Source organism: Streptomyces sp. NPDC091292, from assembly GCF_044757265.1.
GTDB lineage: Bacteria > Actinomycetota > Actinomycetes > Streptomycetales > Streptomycetaceae > Streptomyces.
Genome location: NZ_JBIVUQ010000018.1, coordinates 29213 through 50580, shown reverse-complemented (window position 1 = coordinate 50580; position 21368 = coordinate 29213). Strand labels below are relative to the sequence as shown.

18 protein-coding genes are annotated in these 21368 nt (G+C 72.4%); 10 read left to right on the top strand and 8 right to left on the bottom strand.

Annotation, left to right across the window (positions count from 1 at the left end):
* The first annotated feature begins 49 nt into the window (after positions 1-49).
* On the top strand, positions 50-2125 hold the full coding sequence (locus ACIQNU_RS34175) for a SpoIIE family protein phosphatase (protein WP_401373786.1): 2076 nt from the start codon (positions 50-52) through the stop codon (positions 2123-2125).
* Between the two features lie 63 nt (positions 2126-2188).
* Here the strand turns inward: ACIQNU_RS34175 and ACIQNU_RS34170 are convergent, their stop codons facing one another.
* Entirely contained in the window at positions 2189-2353 is a 165-nt protein-coding gene (locus tag ACIQNU_RS34170; protein WP_401373784.1) for a hypothetical protein, read from the bottom strand.
* 222 nt (positions 2354-2575) lie between these two features.
* Between ACIQNU_RS34170 and ACIQNU_RS34165 the strand changes: the two genes are divergently transcribed.
* Together ACIQNU_RS34165 and ACIQNU_RS34160 are read left to right on the top strand one after the other, a co-directional pair.
* Entirely contained in the window at positions 2576-3742 is a 1167-nt protein-coding gene (locus ACIQNU_RS34165) for a sensor histidine kinase (RefSeq protein ID WP_401373783.1), read from the top strand.
* The gene (locus tag ACIQNU_RS34160) at positions 3730-4383 is read left to right on the top strand and encodes a response regulator (RefSeq protein WP_401373782.1); all 654 of its coding nucleotides are present in this window, start codon (positions 3730-3732) and stop codon (positions 4381-4383) included. The genes ACIQNU_RS34165 and ACIQNU_RS34160 overlap by 13 nt, the downstream gene beginning before the upstream one ends.
* A 20-nt stretch (positions 4384-4403) precedes the next feature.
* Here the strand turns inward: ACIQNU_RS34160 and ACIQNU_RS34155 are convergent, their stop codons facing one another.
* Positions 4404-6986 carry an ABC transporter permease gene (locus ACIQNU_RS34155; protein WP_401373780.1) on the bottom strand — a complete coding sequence of 861 codons (2583 nt, stop codon included), beginning with the start codon at positions 6984-6986 and terminating at the stop codon, positions 4404-4406.
* A gap of 8 nt (positions 6987-6994) precedes the next feature.
* On the bottom strand, positions 6995-7795 hold the full coding sequence (locus ACIQNU_RS34150; protein WP_401373778.1) for an ABC transporter ATP-binding protein: 801 nt from the start codon (positions 7793-7795) through the stop codon (positions 6995-6997).
* 170 nt (positions 7796-7965) lie between these two features.
* On the opposite strand from ACIQNU_RS34150, the gene ACIQNU_RS34145 reads away from it, so the two are divergent.
* Complete coding sequence (locus ACIQNU_RS34145; RefSeq protein WP_401373776.1) at positions 7966-8826, top strand: Fpg/Nei family DNA glycosylase; 861 nt, start codon at positions 7966-7968, stop codon at positions 8824-8826.
* A 27-nt stretch (positions 8827-8853) separates the two neighbouring features.
* Here the strand turns inward: ACIQNU_RS34145 and ACIQNU_RS34140 are convergent, their stop codons facing one another.
* Together ACIQNU_RS34140 and ACIQNU_RS34135 are read right to left on the bottom strand one after the other, a co-directional pair.
* On the bottom strand, positions 8854-9549 hold the full coding sequence (locus ACIQNU_RS34140) for an anti-sigma factor family protein (RefSeq protein ID WP_401373774.1): 696 nt from the start codon (positions 9547-9549) through the stop codon (positions 8854-8856).
* Positions 9550-9732: 183 nt separating this feature from the next.
* The gene (locus ACIQNU_RS34135) at positions 9733-10191 is read right to left on the bottom strand and encodes a hypothetical protein (RefSeq protein WP_401373951.1); all 459 of its coding nucleotides are present in this window, start codon (positions 10189-10191) and stop codon (positions 9733-9735) included.
* A 708-nt stretch (positions 10192-10899) separates the two neighbouring features.
* Here ACIQNU_RS34135 and ACIQNU_RS34130 point away from each other — a divergent pair.
* Positions 10900-12168, top strand: a complete 1269-nt coding sequence (locus ACIQNU_RS34130) for a CapA family protein (protein ID WP_401373772.1) — start codon at positions 10900-10902, stop codon at positions 12166-12168.
* Here ACIQNU_RS34130 and ACIQNU_RS34125 read toward each other — a convergent pair.
* Complete coding sequence (locus ACIQNU_RS34125; RefSeq protein ID WP_401373771.1) at positions 12165-12812, bottom strand: TetR/AcrR family transcriptional regulator C-terminal domain-containing protein; 648 nt, start codon at positions 12810-12812, stop codon at positions 12165-12167. The two genes, ACIQNU_RS34130 and ACIQNU_RS34125, sit on opposite strands and share 4 nt — an antisense overlap.
* 158 nt (positions 12813-12970) lie before the next feature.
* On the opposite strand from ACIQNU_RS34125, the gene ACIQNU_RS34120 reads away from it, so the two are divergent.
* Entirely contained in the window at positions 12971-14464 is a 1494-nt protein-coding gene (locus ACIQNU_RS34120) for an FAD-dependent monooxygenase (RefSeq protein ID WP_401373769.1), read from the top strand.
* A gap of 53 nt (positions 14465-14517) precedes the next feature.
* On the top strand, positions 14518-14937 hold the full coding sequence (locus ACIQNU_RS34115) for a RidA family protein (RefSeq protein WP_401373768.1): 420 nt from the start codon (positions 14518-14520) through the stop codon (positions 14935-14937).
* A 30-nt stretch (positions 14938-14967) separates the two neighbouring features.
* Here ACIQNU_RS34115 and ACIQNU_RS34110 read toward each other — a convergent pair whose 3' ends face one another.
* Entirely contained in the window at positions 14968-15429 is a 462-nt protein-coding gene (locus tag ACIQNU_RS34110; RefSeq protein WP_401373767.1) for a universal stress protein, read from the bottom strand.
* Positions 15430-15537: 108 nt separating this feature from the next.
* Between ACIQNU_RS34110 and lysX the strand changes: the two genes are divergently transcribed.
* A complete protein-coding gene (gene lysX / locus ACIQNU_RS34105) occupies positions 15538-18843 on the top strand; it encodes a bifunctional lysylphosphatidylglycerol synthetase/lysine--tRNA ligase LysX (RefSeq protein ID WP_401373765.1) in 3306 nt (1101 codons plus the stop codon).
* A gap of 92 nt (positions 18844-18935) precedes the next feature.
* On the top strand, positions 18936-19799 hold the full coding sequence (locus tag ACIQNU_RS34100; protein ID WP_401373764.1) for a polysaccharide deacetylase family protein: 864 nt from the start codon (positions 18936-18938) through the stop codon (positions 19797-19799).
* Positions 19800-19850: 51 nt separating this feature from the next.
* Here the strand turns inward: ACIQNU_RS34100 and ACIQNU_RS34095 are convergent, their stop codons facing one another.
* Positions 19851-20513, bottom strand: a complete 663-nt coding sequence (locus ACIQNU_RS34095) for a class F sortase (protein ID WP_401373762.1) — start codon at positions 20511-20513, stop codon at positions 19851-19853.
* A gap of 344 nt (positions 20514-20857) precedes the next feature.
* Here ACIQNU_RS34095 and ACIQNU_RS34090 point away from each other — a divergent pair, with 344 nt between their 5' ends.
* Positions 20858-21355: a hypothetical protein gene (locus ACIQNU_RS34090; RefSeq protein WP_401373760.1), complete on the top strand. Its 498-nt coding sequence runs from the start codon at positions 20858-20860 to the stop codon at positions 21353-21355.
* The last annotated feature ends 13 nt before the right edge of the window (positions 21356-21368 follow it).

Genomic DNA, 21368 nt, shown 5'->3' with positions numbered 1-21368 from the left:
CGGACCCGGACAAGTCGAAGAATCGGACAAGGGGTGACAAAGTGGCCCCATGGTTGATCGGGGAGCGAGTGACCTGTCACTCCCGGACGACTGGCCCGCTCACCCGGCACCGATCCTGGCGCTCAACCGCATGGGCAGTTGGGACTGGGACCTCGACAGCGGCGCCATGCACCTGGACGCCATGGCGTACGAGCTGTTCGACATGGAACCGCACGAGTTCGACGGCCGCCCCGCCACGCTGGCCACCCGGGTCCCGTCGGGCGACGCGCACCGCCTCGACGCCCGGGTCGCGCAGGCCCTGAAGAGCGGCGGTGTGCTCTACGGCGCCTACTTCCGGGTCCGCCGCCGCGACGGCACCCTGCGCTGGACCCGCACCCAGGCGTACATCAGCCGCGACGCCACCGGTCGGCCCCGCCGTATCGTCGGGATCGTCCGCGACGCCACCCACGAGCTGAGCGACAGCACCGTCCGCCGGGAGCGCACCGCGCAGGACGCGGGGCGGCGGCGCAGGACCAGCGTCGCCCAGGTCGCCACCGCCGCGCTCGCCCACGCCAGGACCGTCAAGGAGGTCATCGACGTACTCAAGGACACCCAGAGCCTCACCCATCTGGGCGTGACCAGCCTGGTCATGGGCCTGGTCGAGGCCGGCCGGATCAAACTCGTCGCCGAGGGCCCGTCCGGCAGCTTCGTCCCGGGCACCCGGGTGACCCGCGTCGAGGAGCCGTACCCCATGGGCGAGGTGGTGCGGACCCTCGCGCCCCGGTTCATCGAGTCGCCGGAGGACTTCGCCGAGTCGTACCCGGTGCTGTGGCCGCACATCACCGACCTCGGCATCACCTCGGCCGCGTACCTCCCGCTCATCGCGCAGGCCCGGCCCATCGGCGCGCTCGGGCTGCTCTACCACGACAAGTACGGCTTCACCGAGGAGGAGCGGGACGTCCTCGTCACGCTCGGCAGCAGCATCGCGCAGAGCCTCCAGCGGGCCATGTTCTACGAGCAGGACAAGGACCTCGCCGAAGGGCTCCAGCAGGCGATGCTGCCCCGCACCATCCCGACCGTGCCCGGCGCCGACATCGCCGTGCGCTACCGCGCCGCGTCCATCGGGCGGGACATCGGCGGCGACTGGTACGACGTGATCCCGCTGCCCGGCGGCCGGGTCGGCGCCGTCATCGGCGACGTCCAGGGCCACGACACGCACGCGGCGGCCGTCATGGGCCAGCTCAGGATCGTGCTGCGCGCCTACGCGGCCGAGGGCCACCACCCCGCGACGGTCATGGCCCGCGCCTCCGTCTTCCTGCACGAACTGGACACCGACCGCTTCGCGACCTGCCTGTACGCGGAGGTCGACCTGTCGACCGGGGTCGTCCAGTTCGTCCGCGCCGGGCACCTCGACCCGCTGGTCCGGATGGTCGACGGCACCTGCCGCAGGGTCCCCGTGGACGGCGGGCTGCCACTCGGTCTCTCGGCGGAGTTCGGCCGCCTCGACTACCCGGTCGGCACCCTCGAACTCGACCCGGGCCAGACCCTGCTGCTCTGCACCGACGGGCTCGTGGAACAGCCGGGCGCCGACCTCGACGACGGACTTCAGGCGCTCACGACGCTCGTCGGCGCCGGATCCCGCGATCTGCGGCGCCTCGCCGACGAGCTGTGCCAGGCCGCCGACGACTGGAGCGCCGAGGACGACGTGGCCCTGTTGCTGCTGCGCCGCCGGGGCACCGGAGCCCCGCAGTCCGGCGGCCGGCTGCGCCAGCACGTCGAGCCCGGGGACCCCGGGGCGCTCACCGGGGCCCGGCACATGATCAGGGCCGCCGTACGGGCCTGGGGCGCCGGGGAGCGCGCCGATGACATCGCACTCGTCGCCGACGAGCTGATCACCAACGCCCTCGTCCACACCGAGGGCGCCGCCGTCGTCACCCTGCGCGTCATCACCGGGGCCGATCGGCGGCTGCGCGTCGAGGTCGAGGACGCCTCCAGCGCCCTGCCGCGCCGCCGCGACGCGGGCGACGCCGGTGTGTCCGGCCGGGGCCTGCTCCTGGTCGACCGCCTGGTCGACGCGTGGGGCGTGGAGGCGCGGGGGACCGGCAAGTGCGTGTGGTGCGAGTTCACGGTGCCGCCCCGGCGCTGACCGGCGTGAACGGTTCGGTGGCTCGCCGCCGAGGGCCGCCGGCGATGTCTGCCGCCGCCGGACTCAGGACCGCTTCGGACGCGTCAGGTACAGCGCCAGCCCCGACGCGAGTGCCACCACTCCGGTGCCGATGCTGAGCAGCGCCTGCTGCGTTCCGTCGAAGAGGATGCTGGTGGAGATGTTGACGGCGACGGCCGCGAGGAGCAGCAGCCAGAGCAGGGCCTTCATGAGGGTCCTTTCACCAGGGGTGTCGTGTCACCGGGGGTGTCGTGGTCGAGATCCGGTCATGGAAGGTTCTGTGGAAGGTTCCGTGACCGGGGTCAATCCTGCCCGGAGCGGCACGGGACCTTCGATGGGGTGCCCCACCCGACCCGTGGTGTAGCGCGCTACACCCTCCAGGGGGAGCCCGCTCTCCTCCGCCGCCCCGACCAGTCGTTTAGCCTCGTCTGCATGTGGGAGACGGTGCGGCGGGCGGGGGCGGCGACACGGCTGCTGATGGTGTCGGCGGCGCTCGCGATCTCCTCGTACCTCTTCCTCGCGGTGCTGATGTTCACGGCGGTCGCCACGGTCATCGTCATCGGCGCGGGCGCCCTGCCGGAGACGGTCCTGATGCTGCGCCGGATCGCCGGGATCAAACGGCGCCAGATCGCCGACGCGACGGGCGTCCCGGTCCCCGAGGCGTACGCACCGCTCACCGGCGGCCTCAGCGAACGCATCCGCGCCGCGCTCAGGGACCCGGGCACGTACCGCGATCTGCGCTGGCTCTGCGCCCACTTCGTCTACGGGCTCTTCCTCGCGTACTTCTCGCTGGTCGTCTGGTCCGTCGGCCTGTTCGTGGACGGTGTGTGGTGCGGGCTGCTGCGCCGCCGCGCCGTCGTACTGCCGCTGATCGGGCGCCTCGCCGACCTCAGCGTCTTCTGGTCGCGCGCCCTCCTGGAACCCTCACCGGAGGCCCGCCGCAGCGCCGACCTCGCCGCGCGCGTGGCGGAACTGACCGTCACCCGTGAGGGCGCCGTCGCCGCGCACGGCGCCGAACTCCGCCGGATCGAACGGGACCTGCACGACGGTACGCAGGCCCGCCTGGTCGCCCTGTCGATGCGGGTCGGCCTGGCCCGCCGCGCGTACGACACCGACCCCGCCATGGCGCGCAAGCTGCTGGACGACGCCCAGGACCAGGCCGAGGAAGCCCTCACCGAGCTGCGCCATGTCGTACGCGGCATCCATCCGCCGATCCTCACCGACCGGGGACTCGTCGGCGCGGTCCGGGCGCTCGCGGCGGGCAGCGCCCTGGACGTCGAGGTCGCCGAGAGCGGTCTGGAGGGCGAGGCGCGCGCTCCGGCGGGTGTCGAGGCGGCGGCCTACTTCGTCGTCGCCGAGGCGCTGACCAACGCCGCCAAACACAGCGGAAGCCCGCGCGCCCGGGTGGAACTCGCGCGCCTGGACCGCGCGTTGAGGATCACGGTGCGGGACGAGGGGCGGGGCGGTGCGGACGAGTCGGCGGGCAGTGGGCTGCTCGGGATGCGGCGCCGGGTCGCCGCGTTCGACGGCACCGTGGAAGTGACCAGCCCCGCCGGGGGCCCGACCGTGATCGAAGTGGAGCTGCCGTGCGTGTGGTGATCGCCGAGGACAACACCCTGCTCAGAGAAGGCATGGTGCTGCTGCTGACCTCGGTGGGCCATGAGGTGGTGGCCGTCGCGTCCAGCGGCCCCGAGGTGCTGCCCGCCCTGCTCACGCACCGCCCGGACGCCGCCGTCCTCGACGTCCGGATGCCGCCGGGCTTCCGCGACGAGGGGCTGCGCGCCGCGCTCGACGCGCGCCGCGAGATCCCCGGACTGCCGGTCCTGGTGCTCTCGCAGTACGTGGAGGAGACGTACGCCGCCGAACTCCTCGGCGGCGGTGCGAGCGGTGTCGGCTATCTGCTGAAGGACCGCGTGGGGCGCGTCGACGAGTTCCTGGACGCCCTGGAGCGGGTCGCCGCCGGCGGCACCGCGCTGGACCCGGAGGTCGTCACGGAACTCATGGCGCGCCGCCGCGACGACCCCCTCGACTCGCTGACCCCACGCGAGCGCGAGGTGCTGCACCTCATGGCGGAGGGCCGCGACAACTCCACCATCGCGACCCTCCTGGTGGTGACCGAGCGCGCCGTCAGCAAGCACATCGGCAATGTCTTCGCCAAGCTGGACCTGCCGCCCAGCGACAGCGGACACCGACGGGTCCTCGCGGTCCTCGCGTACCTCAACAAGAAGCACACCGGCTGACACCCCCGGGGGCCCTTTCGTCACTCCCCGGTGCTCACCGCGTCGACCGGCCGGGCCCGCAGCGCGGCCCGCGTGGGCACGCCGACCGACAGCCGGCCGAGTACCGCGACGAACGCAGCGACCCCCGCCCACACCAGCGGCTCCACCTGCGGCACGGCCCGCCCGGTCATCGCCAGGCTCGCGCCGACCGCCGGCGGCAGGGCGATCAGCACCCCGACCACGACCGCCGTGACGATGACCACCCACGACTCCATCGCCATCATCCGCCGGGTCTGCCGGGTGCTCGTGCCGATCAGCCGCAGCATCGCGAACTCCCTTCCCCGGCCCATGGTCGCCATCACCAAGGTGTTCACCACGGCGATCAGGACATACAGGAGGAGCACCGCGTTGGCGGTGAGGGTCGTCCACGACTGCTGGGTGATGTCGGCCTCCTGCGCCGCCGCGAAGTCGCCTGAGCCCCGCACCGTCAGGGTCGGCGTGTCCCGCGCGAGACGGTCGAGCGCGGCCGTGACGCGCGCGTCGTCGGCGGTGCCCTTCGTGGTCACCAGAAGTGCCGCGTCGAGACCGGTCGTGGTGTGCCGGGTCAGCAGACCGTGCGGCACGGTCACGTCGCCGAAGCCCAGACCGTTGCCGTACACGGCCACCACGCGGAGCTTCTTCCGTACCCCGTCGCCCAGGTACACATCGGCGGTGTCGCCGACGCCGAGGCGCGCGGTGCCCGCCGCCGTCCAGCTCAACGCGACCGTGTCGCCCCGCAGTTCACCGAGGCTGCCCTCCCGTACGTCGAGGTCGAGCGTCCGCTCCAGGCGCGCCGGGTCGACACCCTGGGCGCTGAACGGCTCGGTCTGGTACTTGTCGATCTCCTTGTAGTGGAGCATGACCCGCGAGCGCGCCACCGGCGTCACCGTGTCGACCCCGGGTATCTCCCGTACGGTGTCGGCGAGTTCGGGCGAGAGCCCGGTGCCCTCACCGGTCAGGACGTGGTCAGCGACGACTCCGCTCGCGGCCTGCCGCTCCGCCTCGGCCGTGACGGTGGACAGCGTCGAGAGCTGCATCAGCGCCATGGCGGCGGCGAGCGCGAGCGGAACCACCGCGGCGCTGAGGCGGCGCGCGTTCGCGGTGCTGTTGGCGGCGGCCAGATAGCCGCTCACCCGGGACCGCCTCAGGAACGGGCCCGTCATCCGCGCCGCGAGCTTCACCGCGAGCGGACCGATCAGCCCGAAGCCGATCATCAGCAGCATCAGCGATCCGCCGGCCCCGGCGAGCGCGAGCTGCCCGGGAACGAACAGCGGCACCACGACGGCCGAGCCGAGCCCCAGCAGGATCAGCGCCCACCCGACGGCGAGCCGCGTCCGCCCCAGGCCGCGCGGCTCGGCCTGCGACTCGCTCAGCGCCTCCACCGGGCGGATACGGGCCACCCGGAACGCGGCGATGTACCCGGCGAGCCGGGCCCCGGCGACGCACAGCACCACGGAAGCGAGCGCGGGCAGCGGGTTCGACGACAGCGCGAAGTCCGCCGGGAGCACCCCGGCCCGCGCGAACGCCGCGCGCAGCCCGTCGGCGACCAGGAACCCGGGCACCGCGCCGAGCAGCGCGCCGACCGTCCCGACCAGCAGGATCTCGCCGCCGATGAGCCGGTGGATCTGCCGGGGCGTCGCCGCCACGGCCCGTAGCATCGCCAGCTCCCGCCGCCGCTGGTGGATCGCGAGGCCGAGCGTCGAGGACACCACGAAGATCACAACAGCGAGCGCGGTCCCGCCGAACGACGCGGACAGCCCCACGAGGAACCCCCGCGACTGCCCCACGTCCAGGAACTCCAGGTCACCGACGTCCCGTCCGGTGTGGACGGCCGTGTCCTGGACGGCCCGGCCGATCCGCGCCGCCAGGTCGTCCGGGTCGGTCCCGGGGTCGCCGAACACGCCGATCGCGGTGACCTGGTCCGCCCTCGGCGCGAGTTGTGCGGCGCGCGCGTCGGTGACGAACACAGCGGACTGCCGTGCGAGCCGGGGCGCCGTCACGAGCCCGGTGATCCGGTACGTGGCCGGCGTCGTACCGACAGTGAGCCGGGCGGTGTCCCCGACACCGAGCCCCGCTTCGCGCGCGAGGACGGCGTCGAGGACGGCGTCCCGGTCACCGGCGGGCGCCTGCCCCCCGGTCAGCCGGAACGGCGCGAGGACGGCCGACGACCAGCCGTGCCCGTACAGCGGACGGCCCGGCGACACCGTGTCGCCCCGGGCGTCCGTGAGCGTCATCCCGACCGTGCGTTCCGGTACGACGGACCGGACGCCGGGCACCTCGGCGACCTTCTCGGCCGTGGCGGCGGGCAGGGTGGCCCGCTCCGCGTGGAACGGGTCGAAGTCCTCCTTCACGGGCAGCGTCTGCGCGCCGCCGACCATCACGGTGGCGCCCGCGTACCGCTCCGGTGCGACACCCGACGTGAGCCCGGACATCAGCAGGATCCCGCAGGCCGTGACCACGGCGGAGCCGCAGAACAGCGCGGTGAACGCGGCGACGAACCCGCCCTTGCGGTGCTTGACGGTCGCCCAGGACACATCGAACAGACGGCGCGACGACCTCGCGGCGCCCGGCTTCCGCTTCCCCATGGCGCGCCTCACCACTCACCGAGGTGCGTCATACGGTCGGCGACCTGCTCCGGCGTCGGCCGGTCGAGACGCCCCGCGATCCGGCCGTCCGCGAGGAACACCACGGAGTCGGCGTAGGAGGCGGCGACCGGGTCATGGGTGACCATCAGGACGGTCTGGCCCACCTCGTCCACGATGTGCCGGAACAGCCGCAGTACTTCCTGTCCGGTACGGGTGTCCAGGGCGCCGGTCGGCTCGTCGGCGAGGAGCGCGTCGGGGCGGGTGACCAGGGCGCGGGCGATGGCCACGCGCTGCTGCTGACCGCCGGAGAGCTGGTGCGGCCTCCGGTCGATGTGCTCGCGCATCCCGACCCGGTCGAAGATCTCCGCCAGCCAGGACTCGTCCACGGGCGTGCCGGCGAGCCGGGGGACCAGGGTCACGTTCTGTCGCACGGACAGCGCCGACAGCAGGTTGTACGCCTGGAAGACATAGCCGATCCGCTCCCGGCGCACCGCTGTCAGCGCCGCCTCACCCAGCCCGGACAGATCGATGCCGCCGAGGAAGACCTGACCCGACGTGGGCCGGTCGATCCCGGCGAGGCAGTGCAGGAAGGTGCTCTTGCCCGAGCCCGACGGGCCCATCACGGCGGTGAAGGACCCGCGCGGCACATCGAGCGAGACCTCCCTCAGAGCGGTGACCGCGCTCCCGCCGCTGCCGTAGGTCTTCGTCACGGACCGCATCCGCAACGCGACCCCCTCCGGCGGCGCCCCGTCGGCGGCCCGCCCCGCGCCCGCGAGGCGCGCGCCCGCCCTGCGCCGTACTGATGTCATGACTGTTTCGTCCTCCCGTAGTTCCGGAGTTCCGGCGGGAAAAACGCTAGGTACGGGGGATAGGGCGGGACGATCCCGCAGAGTCCCGTATCCGGGGTGGAGCCTGCTACACCTCCGCGCGACCTGGGACCGGGAGGGCGTCCGGGGCGGGGCCGTGTGACGCTGGGGGTATGCCTGAACTGCCTGAGGTCGAAGCGCTCAGGGGCTTCCTCACCGAGCACCTGGTCGGCCACGAGATCGTACGGGTGCTGCCCGTCGCCATCAGCGTGCTCAAGACGTACGACCCGCCCCCGACCGCCCTCGAAGGGCGCGAGGTCGTCCGGGTCGGCCGGTACGGGAAGTTCCTGGACCTCGACACCGGAGGGCTGCACTTCGTCACGCATCTCGCGCGCGCCGGCTGGCTGCACTGGAAGGACCGGCTGCCGGACGGGCCGCCGCGCCCCGGCAAGGGCCCGCTCGCCCTGCGGGTCGCCCTGGAGACCGGGGCGGGCTTCGACCTCACCGAGGCGGGTACGCAGAAGCGGCTCGCCGTGTACGTGGTCCGGGACCCGGCCGAGGTCCCCGGCATCGCCCGGCTCGGCCCCGACCCGCTCGACGACGCCTTCGACGAGGCCGCGTTCGCCGGGCTCCTCGACGGCGAGCGGCGACAGCTCAAGGGCGCGCTGCGCGACCAGAGCCTGATCGCGGGCATCGGAAACGCCTACAGCGACGAGATCCTGCATGCCGCGAAGATGTCCCCGTTCAAGCTGGCCTCGTCACTCACACCCGCTGAACTCCACACCCTGTACGGGGCGCTGCGCTCGACCCTCACCGAAGCGGTCGAACGGTCCCGGGGCGTCGCGGCCGGGCGGCTGAAGGCGGAGAAGAAGAGCGGGCTGCGGGTGCACGGCCGCGCGGGCGAGCCGTGCCCCGTGTGCGGCGACACCATCCGCGAGGTGTCCTTCAGCGACTCGTCCCTCCAGTACTGCCCGACCTGCCAGACGGGCGGCAAGCCACTGGCGGACCGGCGGATGTCACGCCTGCTGAAGTAGGGGCGGATGGGTAGGGGCGGATGTGTCTCACCGTTCGACGGTGACCAGGTGTCGGCCGCTGGTCGTCCGGATCACGAAGTGGTCGATGTCGGCGCGGTCGAGTGCCGTGCCGCCCCGGGTGATCAGGGGTGCCTCATGGCCCTCGATGCCCGGGTTGCCGTAGCCGCCGACCGGCACGGACCAGGTCGTCACGGTCTGCTCGGTGCCGTCCTTGCCCACCGCGACCAGCTCGCAGATCTGCGGCCCCGCCACCCGCCCGAGCCGCAGCCCGACATCCGTGCCCCAGGCCCGGTCGACCAGGGACACGGAGGCGGTCACCCCGGTCGCCGGATCGGTCACGGTCCCGGACGCCTCGGACACCCTGGACACGCCGGGTTCATCGGTCCCCTGGAGCGCGACCGCCCCGGCCGGGGCCGCGATGATCAGCGCGGCGGCGACCGCGAGCAGCCGCAGCCGCCGGCCCCGCAGCCTCGCCCGGAGCGCCGCGACCTCGTCGAGCAGCCGGTCGAGCAGATCGGCCGAAGGGCGTCCCACCGGCAGGGGTTCGGTGGCGGCGGGCCCGGCGTAGGGGGAGAGCACCGAGGCGACCCGCGCGAACTCGCTCAGCCGGACGGCGCACAGGACGCAGTCCGCGAGGTGTTCCTCGAAGCGGAAGGTGTCGGCCGGTTCCAGGACGCCGAGCGCATAGGCGGCGACGTCCCGGTGCCGCTGCTGCGGGCTCATGGGCGATCCTCGGAATCGAAGTCTGTGTGCCGCACTCGAATACGGAACAGCTTGTGGATCTGCTCAAGTCCCGTGCGAATTCACGGTGTATTCACGATCAAGGGGAGGTGTGTGGGGCGTGTGGTGCGGGGGCGGGAGCGCCGGGCCGGGCGCCTGGAGTGCGGAACAGGGGGCGTCCGGGGGTCAGAACAGGTGGATCGCCAGGTGGCCGAGCGGCACCCCGAGCTGCCACGCCGGGATCCATGCCTGTTCGCTCTCGTCCACGGACAGCCCGCTCCGCTGCCACTGCAACCCCGTGTCCAGGTCGGTGGCCAGCAGTTCGGTCTGCTCCAGCCACTGCCAGGCGGCGCGGGCGAGCCGGAGATCCGGATTGGCCGCACCCCGCTCGCGCTCGTCCTCGCCGAGGCTCGCGAATCTCTCGCGCACCCACTCCTGCCACGGGTGCCCGTACGCCGTCAGGGACAGCCACTCGTCGAACTGCGAGACGACGCGGATACCGGAGAGTTCGTTCTTCAGGTCGGACAGATAGGCGGTGAGCGCCAGCGTCTGCCGGCCGGCCCGGAATTCGAGCGTGCTGGACGGGACGAGGTCGCCGGTGCGGAGCACTTCGTCCGCGATGTACTCGGCGTAGAGCCAGGCCATCGGGACCACCAGCTCGTGGCCACTCGTACCGTTCGCTTTGTCGGGCAGCACCGCTCCACCTTCTCTCGGACGTACGCGCCCCTGCCGGGACCCCTTGCCGGGTCCCGACGACGAGCCTTCACCGTGAGACACGGTGATGGGTCCGGCTTTGCTCAACTTGACTGTGTGCTTTCGCCCGCGCCCCCCGGGCCCGTTCTCCCGTGGGACGGCAGGTAGTTGCTGTGGTCCATGGGGCGGGGGAGCCCCGGCACCCGGCCGACCGAGCCCTCACATTACGGCCGTCGGTGGCGGAATGTGACCGCGAAGCGTGAACCACCCCCGGCGAAATCCGGCCACCGGGGCGCCCCACTCGCACCGCATTCGGGGGCAGTCGAGCGGGGTCCGCTCTCCGCTCGGGCGCCTCGTGTGCCGTCGGCAGGCCCTCCTGTCGCACCAGACGCACCGGAACACATGTCTTCCTCACCCTCCGTGGCGCCAAGGGCACACATAGCCCCCGAGGTGGAGGTGATCGTCACGCACCGGAACAAGGCTCGATCGAAACGTGAGTTCCGTCACATCACCTCTCCCGGACCTCTCCCGAACCCCTCCCGAGCCGCCGCGTCTCATCGGGCGACCGTCGCGGCATGGTCCCTTGACTTCCCCTTTGCATCCTTATGGATTCATAAAGTCGGAAAATACGCATAACGCGATGTGATGGGGAGACGGCCGATGGGCACGCGCACACGACAGACCGTCACGGCCCTGGCCGTGCTTCTGCTGGGATCGGCCGCCGGGGGTTGCGCCGGACCGGAGAGCGGGCCTCCGTCCCGGGAGCACGCGTCGCCGGGGATGCAGGCGTCGCCGGGGGAGCGTCCTTCGGCGCGCGGGCATGCCCCGTCCGGTCACCCCGCCCCGTCCGGACACCACGCGCCGCCCGGCGCCGCGGGCCCCGGCGCCGCGTCGTCCGCTCCCTCGGGACCGCGCGGCTTCACCCTCGCCGCCGCCGGCGACGTCCTGCCGCACGACTCGGTCATCCGCCGGGCCGCGTCCGACGCGGACGGCGACGGCTACGACTTCCGCCCCATGTTCGAGGGCGTCAAATCCGTCGTCTCCGGGGCGGACGTGGCGATCTGTCACATGGAGACGACCTATGGCGCGGACGGCGACTACTCCGGCTATCCGCAGTTCAAGTCCCCGCCGGAGGTGGCCACGGGCCTGCGGGCCACCGGCTACGACTCCTGCTCCACGGCCTCCAACCACACCCTCGACGACGGTGTCGACGGCGTCCGCCGCACCCTGGACGCCCTGGACCGCGCGGGCGTCCGGCACGCGGGCTCGGCCAGGCACGCGGCCGACGCCAAGCGGCCGACCTGGTTGCAGGGCGGTTCCGCCAAGATCGCCCACCTCGCGTACACCAACAGCACCAACCGCTCGGTGCCCGAGGGCAAGACGTGGTCGGTGAACATGCTCGACCACGACAAGATCCTCGCCGACGCGCAGGCCGCCCGGAAGGCGGGCGCCGACGTGGTGGTCGTCTCGCTGCACTGGGGCACCGAGTGGCAGGACGAACCCGACGAGGACCAACTGACGATGGGCCCCGAGCTGACGGCGTCCCAGACCGACGGCCGCCCCGACATCGACCTGATCCTCGGCACCCACGCCCATGTCCCGCAGGCGTACCAGAAGGTCAACGGCACCTGGATCGTCTACGGCATGGGCGACCAGATCGCCGGTGACATGGTCAACGACAAAGGCGCCTGGGACTCCCGGGGCAACCAGGGCACCATCGCCCGCTTCACCTTCGCCCCGCCCGCCGAGCCGGGTACCCGCTGGGTGGTGAAGAAGGCGGAGTTCGTCCCGACATGGTTCGACACGGACGCGGGGCGCGTGTACAACCTCGCCACCGACGACGACGCCCCCGGAGACGTACGCGACCGCATCAGCGAGGTGGTCCTGAGCCAGGGCGGGGGCGACGACGGCCTGAAGATGGGCCGTTAGTCCCTCGGGGGCGCGTCCGCTTCCGCCACCCGCAGCCGTACCCCGGCGACGATCGTCCGCAGGCCGTCGTCGAAGCGGGTGTCGGCGTCCAGGGCGTCCATGCCGGCGAGTGCGGCGGCCAGATCGGCGAACTCCGGTGCGTCCGTGCCCGGCACCCCGCTGATGTCCGTCGTCCACGCGCCGGCGGCCATCAGTTCCTCCCGCGCCTGCTCCTCGATGGTGTGGCCGAGGACGTAGTGGAGCACGGAGAAGAGGGTCGTGGCCGCCTGGTCGCGGGGCAGGCCGGCGTCCAGGAAGGCGCGCAGATACGCGTTGCCGACGCGCAGGGTGTGCGGCTGGAGGACGAAGGTGCCCGCGTGCAGGCGGGCACCGTCGCGGTGCGAGCGCAGGGCGGCCCGTACGCGGTGCGAGACCTCGACCACCCGGCGGTCCCACGGCTCGTCCGGGTCCACGTCCTCGATCCCGGCGATCACGTGCTCCGCCATGGCGTCGAGCAGGGCCCGCTTGTCCGCGAAGTGCCAGTAGAGCGCGCCCGGCGCGACGTTCAGATCCGTCGCGAGCCGGCGCATGGTGAGCCCCGCCAGGCCCTCGGCGTCCAGCACCCGCAGGGCCCCCGCCAGCACATCCGCGCGTTTCAGCCGCATGGCTTCCTGTCTCCGTTCCTCAGCGTCCGCCGTCCTGTCCGCTCCGTCGCGTCCCCGGCGGTCGGCCTTGACGCGGCGGCTCGGACCATCCTAACTTAAACAGCGTTCAACATGAACACCGTTCAAGTGCGCCGTTCAAGTAACGGAGGAGTGCCGTCATGAGCAGGCAAGTCGTCATCGCGGGCGCGGGGCCGGTAGGGCTGTGGCTGGCCGCCGAGCTGCGCCTCGCGGGAACCACCGTCACCGTCATCGAGCCCCGCTCCGCACCCGATCCGCAGTCGAAGGCCCTCACCGTGCACCCCCGGACCGTGGAGATCCTGGTGTCCCGAGGCGTCGACGGGCCCTTCCTCGCCGAGGCCCTGCGCATCCCGAGCGGCCACTTCGCGGTCCTGCCCAGCCGCCTCGACTTCCGGCGGCTCGACACCCGCCACCCCTACACGCTCTCCCTGATCCAGGCCCGCACCGAAGAACTCCTGGAGGAGCTGGCGCGGTCCCGGGGCGCGGACGTCCGGCGCGGGCACCGCGTGACCGGCCTGACCGAGCGGGAGGACGCGGTCACCGTCCACATCGAGGGACCCGGCGGCCCGTACACCGAGGAGGCGCTGTACGTGGTGGGGTGCGACGGGACACGCAGCACCGTCCGCGAGAGCGCCGGCATCGACTACGTCGGTGACGACTTCACCGTCCTCGGCTGGCTCGCCGACGTCGTCCTCGCCGAGCCGCCGGCCGATCTGGTGTTCAGCACCACGGGCCGCGACGGACTCCTCATGGCCGTACCGCTGCCGGGCGGACTGCACCGCATCGTGGGCGGTGTGCCGCACGACGTGCGCCGCGACTGGCCGGGCGAACTGACCCTGGAGGAGGCGCGCGCCAACGCCGTCACCGCGGCGGGCACCGACTTCGGCATGCACTCCCCGGCCTGGCTGTCGCGGTACGGCAACACCTCACGACAGGCCGAGCGGTACCGCGCGGGCCGGATCCTGCTCGCCGGCGACGCCGCCCACCAGCACATGCCCGCCGGGGGAGTCGGCCTCAACGTCGGTGTGCAGGACGCCACGAACCTGGGCTGGAAACTCGCCGCGACCGTCAACGGCTGGGCGCCCGAAGGGCTGTTGGACACCTACCACGCCGAACGGCACCCCGTGGGCGCCGACCTGCTGGAGAGCAGCCAGGCGCAGACCGCGCTCATCAGCGCCTTCTCGCCCGAGGGCCAGGCGCTGCGGTCGTTCCTCGCCCGGCTCGTGGGGGAGCTGCCCGGACTCGAACTGGCCCTGGCCGAACGGCTCTCCGGGCTGTACGTCCGCTATCCCGCGCCCGACCCCGACGCCCATCCCCTCACCGGCGTACGCGCGCCCGACCTGGCGCTGGCCGGTCCGCCCGGTCTGCTCTCGGCCCTGCTGCACCCCGGCCGCCCCGTCCTCCTGGACCTGCGGAACACGCCGGACGGGCCGCCGCTCCCCGAAGTCCCGAAGGAGTTCGACCTCGTCCGCACCGCCCTCGCCGAGGACCGGCCCGCCTGGGCGGGGATCACCGCCGCCCTGATCCGGCCCGACGGCCATGTCGCCTGGGCGACCGGGGAAGAGGACGGCGACCGGCTCACCGCCGGGGTCCGTACGGCCCTCGCGTCGGCCCATCGCCACGCCACCGCTTGAGCCCCGTACCCGCCCGCCCGCCCAGGACCCCGTACCGAAAGGCACGCACCCTCATGGCCACTGACACGACCCCGGAGCGGATCGACCCGCCCACCCTCGCCTCCCCCGTGATGGGGCTCTACTCCCACGTCGTCGTCGCCCCGGGCACCCGCTTCGTCGCCATCGCCGGACAGGTCGCCCTCGACAGGGATGGCACCCTCGTGGGGCCCGGCGACCACGTCCGCCAGGCCGAGCAGGCGTTCCGGAACTTCCGCCACGCCATCGAAGCGGCCGGCGCGACCCCGGATCAGCTCGTGAAGAACACCATCCATGTCGTCGGCCACCGCCCGGAGCTGATCGAACCGATCTTCGCGGCGGGCCGACGCGCCTTCGACGGGCACTGGCCGCTGTCGGCCAGTACCTATCTCGGCGTCCAGTCGCTGGGCCTGCCGGAATGGCTCATCGAGGTCGACGGGTTCGCCGTTCTCCCGTAGCCCCTTGCGGTAGCTCAAGGAGGTGGCCGGTTACGGCACCACCGTCACCGGCCAGCGGCCCGCCTTCACCAGACGGATCGCCACCGAGCCGACGATGCGGTGCCCCGCCTGCTCCGACGCGCCGACCACGACGGCGTCCGCCTTCAGCTCGTCGGCGGCCGTCACCAGCCCGTTGTAGGGGTCGCCGCGGAAGGTGTGGAACTCCCAGCGCACGTCGAATATGTCCTTCACGCGCTCCGCCGCCGTCCTGATCTCCTGGATCAGACCCTCGGCGATCTCCTCGGTCGCGTCGGCGACCGGCACCCCCAGTGCCGCGCCCGCGGCCATCACGGGCTGTACGTAGACCACCGCGAGCAGGGCCCGCTGGCGGCGCGCGAGACCGCCGGCGTAGGACGCGGCCCGCAGGGACGAGTCCGAACCGTCCACACCGACGACGATCACCTTGGGGCCGTCAGTGCCCCGTTCGAATTGAGGGGGCTGCTGTTCGCTCACGCCGTGAGGCTAGCGGACGGCTCCCGTCCGAGCTCCAGGGGCCCGCGTGGGTCAATCGCGCCGTCGCTCGACGGGCGGTACGGCCCCGCCCTTCCTAGAGTCGGGACCATGACGGTCAGCGCGGAGGTGAGGGGGCCGATACCCACCCGCGACGGCGCCCTGGCCCGGGTCCCCGAGGTGTTCGCGATCTGCTTCGGCGCCCTGGGCCTGTTCTGCGCGCTGCTCGCCGTCTTCGCCCCGCTGCGCGTGGTCGCGGAACCGGTCCGGGACTTCCTCGACACGATCACCGTGCCCGTCAGCCCGAACCTCGCGTACGCCGTCTTCCTGCTGCTCCTCGCCGCCGCCACCGCCGCCCGCAAGAAGGCGGCCTGGTGGCTGGTCGTCGTCTATCTGTCCCTGATCGTCCTCACCGACGCGCTCGGCATCTTCGTCGGCTACTACGGCGACGCCGTGTCATCCCTGTTCGTCTGCGGCATCGGACTCGTCGTCCTGATCGCCGCCCGCAAGGAGTTCTACGCCACCTCCCGCCGGGGCGCGCTGCGCCGGGCCCTGACCGTCCTCGTCCTGGGCCTCGCCGTCGCGATCCTCGTGGGCTGGGGGCTCGTCGAGCTGTTCCCCGGCACCCTCATCGAGGGCGACCGACTGCTGTGGGCCGCCGACCGGGTCTGCGGCGGCCTCGTGTCGAGCACGTCCTTCTCCGGCCGCCCGCCCCGCCCGCTGATGTTCTTCCTCGGTCTGTTCGGCGCGCTCGCCCTGCTCAACGCCGCCGCGACCCTCTTCCGTTCGCAGCGCATGGAAGCCGCCCTGCACGGCGACGAGGAACCCCGCATCCGCGCCCTGCTGCGCGTCTACGGAGCGCAGGACTCCCTCGGCTACTTCGCCACCCGCCGCGACAAGGCCGTCGTCTTCTCGCCCTCCGGCAAGGCCGCCGTCACCTACCGCGTCGAGGCCGGGGTCTGCCTCGCCAGCGGTGACCCCGTCGGCGACCGCGAGGCATGGCCGCACGCCATCGACGCCTGGCTCGACGTCGCCCGTGTGCACGCCTGGGCGCCCGCCGTGATGGGCGCGTCCGAGGACGGCGCCAGGGCGTACGCGCGCGCCGGGCTCGGGGCACTCGAACTCGGCGACGAGGCCATCCTGTACGTCGCCGACTTCGACCTCGACGGCCGGGACATGCGCACCACCCGGCAGGCCGTCGGCCGGGTCCGCCGCACCGGCGCCACCTGCCGGATCCGCCGCCACGCCCAGCTCACCGACGCCGAGATGGAGGACATCGTCGACAAGGCCGACGCCTGGCGGGACACCGAGACCGAACGCGGCTTCTCGATGGCCCTGGACCGGCTCGGCGACCCCGAGGACGGCGACTGCCTGCTCGTCGAGGCCCTGGACGCGGACGGCCGTCTCCTCGCCCTGCTGTCCTTCGTGCCCTGGGGCTCCGACGGTGTCTCGCTGGACGTGATGCGCCGCGACCGCACCGCACCCAACGGCGTCATGGAGTTCATGGTCGCCGAGCTGTGCGCCGCCGCCCGGCCGCTCGGCGTCCGGCGCATCTCCCTCAACTTCGCCGTGTTCCGCTCCGTGTTCGAGGAGGGCGCCCGGATCGGCGCGGGCCCGGTCCTGCGGCTCTGGCGCGGCCTGCTGCTGTTCTTCTCACGCTGGTGGCAACTGGAGGCGCTGTACCGGTCCAACGCCAAGTTCCACCCCGACTGGTACCCCCGCTTCATCTGCTACGGCGACGCGGGCTCCCTCGCCCGGATCAGCCTCGCCTCCGGCATCGCCGAGGGGTTCGTCGCCGTACCGTCCCTGCGCAAACTCTGGGGCAAGGGCCACGCCCGGCCCGCCACCCGGCCCGCGGGCACCGCACACCTCCCCCCGCTGTCCGCACTCGGCCTCACCGAGCCCCCGGACGCCGCCGCCGCGGACCCGACGGCCGCCCTGCCCGAACAGGTCCGTGTGCGGCACCGCAAACTCGACGCCCTGCGCGCCGCGGGCACCGACCCCTACCCGGTGGACCTGCCACCCCGCACCCACACGCTCGCCGAGATCCGCGCCGCACACCCCGGCCTCGCCCCCGGCACCCGTACCGGCGAACACGCCACCGTCGCGGGCCGCGTCATGCTCGTACGGGACTTCGGCGGCCTGGTCTTCGCCGTGCTGCGCGACTGGTCGGGGGATCTCCAGATCGCGCTCACCCGGCAGGACTCCGGGGCCGCGCTCACCCGCTTCACCGCGGACACCGACATCGGCGACCACATCGTCGCCACCGGCGAGACGGGCACCAGCGCGCACGGCGAGCCGACCCTGTTCGTCACCTCGTGGCGGCTCGCCGGGAAGTGTCTGCGCCCGCTGCCCGACAAGCGACGGGGCCTGACCGACCCCGAGGCCAAGGTGCGCCGCCGCGCCGTCGACCTGTTCACCTCACCGGACGCCCGCGCCGTGGTCCGCGCCCGCTCCGCCGCCGTCCAGGCCCTGCGCCAGGGGCTCGTGGAGCGCGGCTATCTGGAGGTCGAGACGCCGATCCTCCAGCCGGTCCACGGCGGCGCCACCGCCCGCCCCTTCACCACCCACATCAACGCCTACGACCTCGACCTGTATCTGCGCATCGCCCCCGAGCTGTACCTCAAGCGGCTGTGCGTCGGCGGCATGGAGAAGGTCTTCGAACTGGGCAGGACCTTCCGCAACGAGGGCGTCTCACCCAAGCACAACCCCGAGTTCACGATGCTGGAGGCGTATCAGGCGTTCGCCGACTACGACGTGATGCTCGACCTCACCCGCGAGCTGATCCAGGGCGCCGCCACCGCCGCCCTCGGCGCCCCGGTCATCCGCAGGACCGGCGCCGACGGCCGGGTCGCCGAGCACGACATCTCAGGACCCTGGCCCGTACGGACCGTGTACGGCGCACTGTCCGACGCGCTCGGCGAAGAGATCGACGCCGACACACCCGTGGGGGACCTGCGCCGCCTGTGCGACCGGACCGGCGTCCCCTATCCGCCGGACATCGGACACGGCGACCTCGTCCTGGAGATGTACGAACGCCTGGTCGAGGAGAGGACCGGGGCGCCCACCTTCTACAAGGACTTCCCGACCGAGGTGTCCCCGCTCACCCGGCAGCACCGCACCGATCCGCGCCTCGCCGAACGCTGGGACCTCGTCGCCTTCGGCACCGAACTCGGCACCGCCTACTCCGAGTTGACCGACCCCGTCGAACAACGCCACCGCCTCACCGCCCAGTCCCTGCGGGCCGCCCGGGGAGACCCGGAGGCCATGGAGCTGGACGAGGACTTCCTCGACACCCTCGAATACGCCATGCCGCCCACCGGCGGACTCGGTATCGGCGTCGACCGGCTCGTGATGTTCCTCACCGGGCTGACGATCCGTGAAACACTCCCGTTCCCGCTCGTCCGCCGTCGCTGAGCGCGGGTCACCACTGGTTCCATCGGGTGTTTTCGGACGCCGCTCCGGTGTTGATGAACCACACGGCCCAGGGCCCGTGCGACGGATTATTCATGAAAGACGATCGGACCACACCGGCGCGCCGGGCGCTGCTGCGCGGCACCGCGCTCCTGGGCCTCGCGGCCACCGCGGGCTGTTTCGGCACCGACCGGGCACGCACCCCCGCCACCTCCGGCGTGAGCGGCAGCCCCTCGGCGAGCGGCGGACCGGCCGGCGGCTCCCAGGCGGCCAAGCCCCTGAATCCCTCGACCTACCGGCTCCAGCCCCTCACCGGGTACGGCCCTGTGACCCGTGCGCCGGAGAAGCCATCGGTGCGTAAGGCGCCGATCCTGCAGTTGAACGGTGCGGGCCGTGGCATGGTGCTCACCTTCGACGACGGCCCCGACGCCGACTACACCCCGCACATCCTGAAGACCCTGCGCCGGTACAAGGTCCGCGCGATGTTCTTCGTCTGCGGGGAACAGGTCGGCATGAACGACGACCTGTTGCGGGAGATGGCCGACGAGGGCCATGTGATCGGCAATCACACCTGGACCCACCCGTTGCTGACGACGCTGTCCCGGTCCTCGATCCGCTCCGAGATCAGCCGCACCAGCGACATCGTCGAGAAGACCATCGGCGAGCGCCCGCTCTGGTTCCGCGCCCCCTACGGCGCCTGGAACCGCAACGTCTTCCAGATCGGCGCCGACCTCGGCATGGAACCCCTCGCCTGGACCGTCGACACCGTCGACTGGGAGACCCCCGGCACGGCCGCGATCACCCGGGCCGTCGTCCAGGGCGCGGGCCCCGGCGTCATCGTCCTGTCGCACGACGCGGGCGGCAACCGCTCGCAGACCGTCGAGGCCCTGCGCACCTGGCTGCCGAAACTCATCGACGAGGGCTACGACCTGACGCTGCCCCGGCGCCGGGACGTCTGAAGCGGGCCGGCACCTGAAAAGGGCTTTCGCCCGCCGGGTCCTGACGTCCTTTCACTGGACGCCGACCAGGCGGGCGAACACCACGACGTTTCCGTCGTAACCACTCTGCTGGGAGAATCCGCCACCACAGGTGATGACCCGAAGCTCGGCATGCCCGGTGTTTCCGTAGACACGGTCGCCCGGGAAATTCTGCTTCTGGAAGACCTCGATTCCGTAGATCTCGAAAACCGCGATCTTCTGGTCCTTGCGGCGGACATCGATCTTGTTTCCCTTTTTGAGGGCGCCGAGTCCGTAGAAGACGGCGGGACCCTGTTTGTTGTCCACATGGCCGACGACGACCGCCGTGCCCTTCTCGCCCGGTGACGACGAACCGCTGTACCAGCCGGCGAGATTCGGGTCCTCGGGCGGCGGGGCGTCCACCCAGCCGTCCGCGTCCAACCCCACCGGTACGATCGGCGCGTCCACCTGGATCGCCGGGATACCGACCCGGTCGGCCGCGGAGAACGGCAGCGTCTCCTGCTCCTTGACGGTGTCGTCGGCCTGCGCCCTGGTGTCGGCAGCCGCCGCCGTGGCGGGCTGCGGAGGGCCTACGTCGAATTCGCCCGACCCATTGCGTATGAGGGCGAGGCCGGTCAGCAGAACAAGCGCTATCACGCCCCACGGCGCGCGCTTCTTCTGCCGTTCCTCCTCTTCCGCCGGCTGGGCCAAAGACATTCCCGATCCCCTCTCGACACGACCGACACGCGGCCGGTCACGCCTGTGATGCGCGTACCGGAAACGCTAAGCGCAGCGCGCGCGGTCAGCGACAGAGCAGCGGCGAACGGGTGGCGGGTTCGACGGTCGTGCGCCATACGAGGCGGCGCCGGAAGGAAATTTCTGACGGTCCGTGACCTGCGGCTATGAGGGCCGCCTCGCATTCCCTTCGGCGTGTCCTCTCACCAGGACGGACGAACCTCGACATGCGGCTCTTCCCCCGCCCGTCAAGGGTCGGACTGGGAGGCGCTCTCGCCGATCGACCGGGGATGTTCCCCGGGGCGTCTTCCGCGGAGGACATACCCATGCGTAGATATCGCGCCCTGGCGGTCTCGGCCGCCGCGGTCGCCGCGGTCGGACTCGCCGCGCCCACCGCCGACGCCGGCGGGCCGAGCGACCTGAGCAACATCGTCGCCACGCCCAGCGCGGTCGCCCCCGGCGGCCAGCTCACGATCACCGTCGACGGCGGTTCGTGCGACAACGGCACCGTCGAGTCCCCGGCGTTCCCGCGGACCCGGCTGAGCGGCTTGGGCCGGGTCGGCAGCAACAGCGCGACGGCCACCGTCACCGTCGACCGCGACGCGCGCGCGGGCACGCACGAGATCACCGCCGACTGCAACGGCCGGCGGCTGACGCGGCCCAACGCCTTCACCGTCCTCGGCGGGGTGCGCGGCGGCATCGGCGGCGGCACCGAGACCGGCGCGACCCGTACGGACATGGCGATCGGCGGTGGACTCGTGGCCGCGGCGGCGATCGGCGGCGGGGTGTTCTGGATGCGCCGGCGCGCCGAGAACCAGGTGTGAGCGCGTCCGGCGC